7 protein-coding genes are annotated in these 5,765 nt (G+C 68.5%); 1 reads left to right on the top strand and 6 read right to left on the bottom strand.

Features of this window, described 5'->3' with window-relative positions:
* The 6 genes from AB0M20_RS23605 to AB0M20_RS23630 all read right to left on the bottom strand — a co-directional run.
* A partial coding sequence (locus AB0M20_RS23605; protein WP_364301520.1) for a pyridoxamine 5'-phosphate oxidase family protein occupies window positions 1-293 on the bottom strand: 293 nt, incomplete at its 3' end.
* Window positions 293-1,747, bottom strand: coding sequence for a glutathionylspermidine synthase family protein (locus tag AB0M20_RS23610; RefSeq protein WP_364301522.1), 1,455 nt, complete (start codon window positions 1,745-1,747; stop codon window positions 293-295). The genes AB0M20_RS23610 and AB0M20_RS23605, both read right to left, overlap by 1 nt.
* A 1-nt stretch (window position 1,748) precedes the next feature.
* Window positions 1,749-2,162: a hypothetical protein gene (locus AB0M20_RS23615; protein WP_364301524.1), complete on the bottom strand. Its 414-nt coding sequence runs from the start codon at window positions 2,160-2,162 to the stop codon at window positions 1,749-1,751.
* Between the two features lie 61 nt (window positions 2,163-2,223).
* Window positions 2,224-2,976, bottom strand: a complete 753-nt coding sequence (gene fabG, locus AB0M20_RS23620) for a 3-oxoacyl-ACP reductase FabG (RefSeq protein ID WP_364301526.1) — start codon at window positions 2,974-2,976, stop codon at window positions 2,224-2,226.
* A 14-nt stretch (window positions 2,977-2,990) separates the two neighbouring features.
* Window positions 2,991-4,634 (bottom strand): alpha-amylase family protein, encoded by a 1,644-nt coding sequence (locus tag AB0M20_RS23625; RefSeq protein WP_364301528.1) that lies wholly within the window; start codon window positions 4,632-4,634, stop codon window positions 2,991-2,993.
* Window positions 4,635-4,641: 7 nt separating this feature from the next.
* On the bottom strand, window positions 4,642-4,989 hold the full coding sequence (locus AB0M20_RS23630; RefSeq protein WP_364301530.1) for a PadR family transcriptional regulator: 348 nt from the start codon (window positions 4,987-4,989) through the stop codon (window positions 4,642-4,644).
* An 84-nt stretch (window positions 4,990-5,073) separates the two neighbouring features.
* Here AB0M20_RS23630 and AB0M20_RS23635 point away from each other — a divergent pair, with 84 nt between their 5' ends.
* On the top strand, window positions 5,074-5,721 hold the full coding sequence (locus tag AB0M20_RS23635) for a DedA family protein (protein WP_364301532.1): 648 nt from the start codon (window positions 5,074-5,076) through the stop codon (window positions 5,719-5,721).
* Window positions 5,722-5,765 lie beyond the last annotated feature (44 nt).

Below are 5,765 nucleotides of genomic sequence, written 5' to 3' on the forward strand. Positions count from 1 at the left end.
GGCAGGTCCTCGTCGGCGACCTGGGCCGCCACACCGGTCAGGTAGACCGCCTTGCCCTGGCCCACCGCCGCCGTCGAGTCGAAGATCACCGCCGTCGCCGGCGGGCGCGCGGCGACGTTCGCGGAGTGGTGCGAGCCTGGGTCGGAAACCCAGTAGAAGTCGCGGTAGCCGTGATGGGTGAAGTAGACCGGCGAGACGCGAGGGCTGCCGTCCGGCGATGACGTGCCCAGCACCATGTACCGGTTGGCGTCGATGACCGACCGTGCCATCTCCACGAGATCGGGCTCGCTCATCACGTGATGATGTGCGGGACGAAGTTGCAGCGGTCCTTGGTGATCAGGCCGTCCTCGCCGATGCCCTCGCGGATGCCCATGCCGGCCGGTTCGCCGTCGACCAGCCAGGAGCCGATCACCGGGTGCACCACGCCCTCCAGCCCGTCGAACGAGGGCAGCTCGCACAGCTCCTGCACGACGAAGCGGCCGTCCGTGCCGTACTCGCTGGGGTTGTCCGAGATCGGCTTGCCGTCGCGCACCAGCGTGACCGAACCGCCCTCCCGGCCCCAGATGGGTTTGCGGGCATAGCTGGTCAGCTTGGCCGCGGACGAGGACTCGGCGAAGTAGGCCGGCAGGAGGTACTTGCTGCGCACGGGATCGTCGCCGAACAACCGCCAGAGGACCGGCAGGATCGCCTTGTTGCCGAGCAGCGCGGCCTTGTACGGCGGCTCGATCCACACCGTGCCGTGCTTCGTGGGGTCGGCCATGTTCCGGAAGAAGGCCTTGCCGCCCTCCTCGTTCCAGAACCACTCCCACGGATAGAGCATGAAGATGATGTTGATCGGCTCGGCCTTGTGCTCCTGCCCGGGCGCCGGCACGAAGACCACGCGGTCACCGGCCACGTCCCAGCCGATCTGGCTCATCGCGATCAGCTCGACCGGATATCCGGCCTCTTCGGCCGTGGCCATCAGGTAGGCCACGTTCATCCGGTCCTCGCCGCTGGTCTCCGAGGTCTCGTACGCGAAGAAGATCTTCGGCTTCTCGGGGAGCCAGGTGCGCGCCTCGCGGAGCTTGTTGATGTTGCGACGCCAGGCGCCGGGATCGGCCGGCTCGCCGTCGGCCGCCTCCCACCCGACGAGGCGGTCATGGATCGAGTTCCATTGCCGCCACGGGTGCTGGGTCAGGTTGGTCTGGTCGGCCCAGTGCCATTGGATGACCGCGGCCTCGACCAGCGCCGTCGGGGTCTGCGCGTTGTACTCGAGCAGCCGCGGGGTGGTGCCGGCGCCGTTGTACCAGAGGTCGAAGCGGCCGTAGATGCTCGGCGAGAAGTCCGGCGTCTCCATCGGGAGCCGCATCTCCGGGTCCTTGTCGTAGTGCGTCCACGTGTCCGCGTCGCCGTCGAACCAGGTCCGGATGATCTGCTCGTGCGCGAACTCCGGGATGCCGATCTTGGCCAGGAAGCAGGACTCGGGCGTGCAGATCGAGGAGAAGTAGCCCGCCTTGCGGCCCTCGACCGTACGCCGCGGGCACTGCTCGACCATCCAGTCGCCGGCCTCGACGCACATCGCCTGCAGCGTCGCGGTGGCGGTCTCCAGCTCCTCGATCTCGGCCGCGGAGAACTCGTAGTACGGCCCCTCCTGCCAGTACGAGATCATCGTCCCGTCGGGCAGCTCGGTGTCGTTGTACGTCAGCCCGAGGCTGTAGTTGGTGAGCCGCCACCCGTCGCGCACCGGGCCATAGGGAAGTCGCCGCAAGTCAGCCGCCGGACTTGCTGCCGGAGGACTTGCTGCCCGAGGTGCCGCCGCCGCCCTTGCCCACCACGCTGGTCTTCACCGTGCCGTTGCTGATCCGCCCACTCGCGGGCAACCCGAACGACGAACGGGCCGCCCGGTCGTTGTACGCGAACTTGCTGCCCCCGGCGGGCAGCCTGGAGCCGACCGCATATCCCGGCCGATAGCTCGACGAGTGCCAGATGAAGAACAACGGGACAATCCCCACGCCGCCGCGGTCGTTGTCGTCGTCGCAGTTGTCCTCGTCGACCACGACACCGTTCTCATCGGCGCAGTAGAAGCCCTCCTCCTGGGTGTCGTCGCCGTTGTCGCAAGCAGCCACCCCGCCGGCCGCCAGCAGGAGGAAAGTGCTGGTCAGCGACACGCTACGAGATGTCATCCGTCGTTTCACAGTGCGCTTCTCCACAGGTCATTTGTAGCGCCCGGGAGCAACCGGACGATTACGCGCGGGGACCACCGGCGACGTAGATGACCTGTCCGGACACGAAACCGGCGCCCTCACTGACCAGGAAGGATACGGTGTTCGCCACGTCTTCGGGGCGCCCGCCGCGACCGACCGGGATCTGGCTCACCGCGTTCTTCACGAAAGCGTCCCAATCGACCCCGACGCGCTTGGCGGTGGACTGGGTCATGTCGGTCATGATGAATCCGGGCGCCACCGCGTTGGCGGTGACCCCGAACTTGCCGAGCTCGATCGCCAGCGTCTTGGTCAGGCCCTGCAGGCCGGCCTTCGCGGTCGCGTAGTTGGCCTGGCCGCGGTTGCCCAGCGCCGACGTGCTGGACATGCTGACGATCCGGCCGAACCCGGCGTCCACCATGTGCTTCTGCACCGCGCGGCTGAAGAGGAACGCGCCGCGCAGGTGGACCGCCATCACGGTCTCCCAGTCGTCGTCGGTCATCTTGAAGAGCAGGTTGTCGCGCAGGACGCCGGCGTTGTTGACCAGCACGGTCGGCGGGCCGAGCTCGGCAGCCACCCGCTCGACGGCGGCGGTGACCTGCTCGGCCTTGGACACGTCCGCCCCGACCGCGATCGCCTTGCCCCCGGCCGCCTCGATCGCCTTGACCGTCTCGGCGCAGGACCCCTCGTCCAGGTCGACGACGGCGACGGCCATGCCGTCCTCGGCGAGCTTCCTGGCGGTGGCCGCCCCGATGCCGCGGGCCCCTCCGGTGACGATCGCAACACGGTCGGACATCGAACCTCCCAGAATCATGAACGACGCAGGCGGATCCAGCGGTATCCGTACCCCGCGATCTCCAACTTATCGAGCGCACCCGGCTCGGCATACTCCTGATCAGCCAGGACGTCGTTGGGGAACTCCGCCTCGGCGGCCAGGCTGCTCAGGTCGACGACTCCGGGATTGTTGCATAGGTTGTGCACAAAGACCATCGTGCCGCTCACGTCGTCGCAGCGGTGCACCAGCACGCCGGTCGGCACCGGCACGTCGACGTGCTTGCAGGACCCGCTGCCCACCTCGGGCGCCTCGCGCAGCGTGCGGATCATCCGCTCGAACCAGGACAGCAGCGAGGCCGGGTCGTGACGCTGGAGGGTGACGTTGACCTTTTCGTACCCGTAGTCGCCGCCCGAGATCACGGGCCGCACGAGCTGGTCCTTCTGGGCGGTCGAGAAACCGCCGTTGGGCAGCAGGCTCCACTGCATGGGGGTACGGATGGCGTTGCGGCCGTCCTGCGTCAGGTCGTCGCCCATCCCGATCTCGTCGCCGTACCGCAGCACCGGCGTGCCGCGCAGGCTGAACTGCAGCGCGTACGCGAGCTCGAGGTGCCGGCGGTCGCCACCCAGCATCGGGGCCAGCCGGCGCCGGATCCCGCGCCCGTAGAGCTGCATGTTCTCGTCCGGGCCGAACTTCTCGAAGACCTCGGCGCGCTGGTCGGCGGTGAGCCGGGACAGGTCCACCTCGTCGTGGTTGCGCAGGAAGGTGGCCCACTGCGCGCCCACCGGCAGCGTCGGCGTGTCCTGCAGCGCGTCGACGATGCCCTCGGGGTTCTCCCGGGCGAGCGCCAGCATCAGCCGCCCGTTCAGCATGAAGTCGAAGAGCATGTGGATCCGGCTGGACGAGCCGCCGGCGTCGCTGAAGAAGTCGACGAGCTGCGCCGGCTCGACGTTGGCCTCGGCCAGCAGCACCGCGTCGCCCCGGCGCCACTGCACGTGCTGGCGCAGCTCGGAGAGGAAGCCCATGTCCTTGGGCGAGTCGGGATTGCCCGCCTCGGTCTGCTCGATGATGAACGGCACGGCGTCCATCCGGAACCCGGCGACGCCGAGCTGCAGCCAGAACGAGCAGATCTTCTTGATCTCCTCGCGTACCTCTTGATTGTTGATGTTGAGGTCGGGCTGGAACTTGTAGAAGCGGTGGTAGAACCAGAGCCCGGCGGTGCGGTCCTTGCTCCACGTGGTCGCCTGCTCGCCGGGGAAGACCATGCCCTGGTGGCGGTCGGGCGGTGCGGTCTCGGACCAGACATACCAATCGCGGTACGGCGAATCCGGCGACGAGCGGGCGGACTGGAACCACGGGTGCTGGTCCGACGTGTGGTTCACGACCAGGTCGATGATCACCTTGATGCCGCGGTTCGACGCCTGGTGCAGCAGCTCGGCGAAGTCCCCGAGGGTCCCGAAGCGCGGGTCGACGTTGTAGAAGTCCGTGACGTCGTAGCCGTCGTCGCGGTTGGGCGTCGGGTGGATCGGGTTGAGCCAGATGCAGGTCACGCCCAGCCGGGCCAGGTAGTCGAGCCGGGAGATCAGCCCCCGGAAGTCGCCGCAGCCGTCGCCGTCGTGATCGGCGAACGTGTCCACGTCGAGGCAGTAGATGACGGCCTTCTGATACCACCGGTCGCTCATGCACGGCCTAAGTGACCGGTGCGGCCGATCCCGAAACTCCCCGGCCGCGCAACCGGCGCTCGGCGATCGCGGCCTGCTCGCGCAACCGGGCCGACTCGGCGGCGAGGCGCTCGGCGCCCAGCCCGGTGAGCCGGTAGTACCGCCGCAGGCGGGACTGCACGACCTCCTCGCGGTCGACCTCGATCAGCCCGTCGGAGCGCAGCCGGTCCAGCGCGGCGTAGAGCGTGCCGGCCCGCAGGCGCACCCGGCCCCCGGTCATCCGGGACACGTCCTCGATCACCGCGTAACCGTGCTGCGGCTCGCCGGCGAGAGCGGTGAGGACGAGGAAGGTCGGTTCCCGCATCGGCTCGGTCATGCCGCGAGCATATACCGATGAGCGGCATATCCTCCAGCGGACCGGCTTCAGGTTCGTTTCAGGTTTGCCGGGTAAGCATGGTGCATGGCCGAAGCCGATCTCACGCAGGCCGGCGGGCTCACCGGATGGGTCGCGTCGGTCATCGAGTCGTTGGGCGAGGTGGGCGTCGGCCTGCTGGTGGCCCTGGAGAACGTCGTCCCGCCGATCCCCAGCGAGATCGTGCTGTCGATGGCCGGATATCTGGCCGGCGAGGGCAAGACCAACGTCGTGCTGGTCTGGATCGCGGCCACGGCCGGATCGGTGATCGGCGCGCTGTTGCTCTACTGGCTCGGGTACGCGCTGGGCGAGGACCGGATCAAGCGCTGGCTCGACAAGATCCCGCTGGTCGAGGCCGCCGACCTCGACAAGGCGGACCGCTGGTTCGAGCGGCACGAGAAGGGCTCGGTCCTGTTCGGACGGTGTGCGCCGGTGGTGCGCAGCCTGGTCTCGATCCCGGCCGGCGCCAACCACATGCGGCTCGGCCTCTTCACGCTGCTCACGGCGATCGGCAGCGGGGTGTGGAACCTGCTCTTCGTCGGCGGCGGATATCTGCTGGGCGAGCGGTGGCAGAACCTCGAGACCTACAGCAACTGGCTCAACTACGCGGTCTACGCGGTGATCGTCGGCTCGGTCGTCTGGTGGGTCGCGAAGAAGGTCCGCAAGCGGCGAGCGGCCGCCAGCCCGGTGGACTGACGGCCGCGCCGGGCGAGGGCTAGAAGCCCGCGCTGATGCTGCTG

The organism is Actinoplanes sp. NPDC051633, from assembly GCF_040681735.1.
In the GTDB taxonomy this organism is placed as follows: Bacteria; Actinomycetota; Actinomycetes; order Mycobacteriales; family Micromonosporaceae; genus Actinoplanes.

Excerpts from the sequence above, each read along its gene's own strand:
- AB0M20_RS23615 (WP_364301524.1), bottom strand. The coding sequence starts at position 2,162 with ATGACATCTCGTAGCGTGTCGCTGACCAGCACTTTCCTCCTGCTGGCG.
- fabG (WP_364301526.1), bottom strand. The coding sequence starts at position 2,976 with ATGTCCGACCGTGTTGCGATCGTCACCGGAGGGGCCCGCGGCATCGGG.
- AB0M20_RS23625 (WP_364301528.1), bottom strand. The coding sequence starts at position 4,634 with ATGAGCGACCGGTGGTATCAGAAGGCCGTCATCTACTGCCTCGACGTG.
- AB0M20_RS23630 (WP_364301530.1), bottom strand. The coding sequence starts at position 4,989 with ATGACCGAGCCGATGCGGGAACCGACCTTCCTCGTCCTCACCGCTCTC.
- AB0M20_RS23635 (WP_364301532.1), top strand. The coding sequence starts at position 5,074 with ATGGCCGAAGCCGATCTCACGCAGGCCGGCGGGCTCACCGGATGGGTC.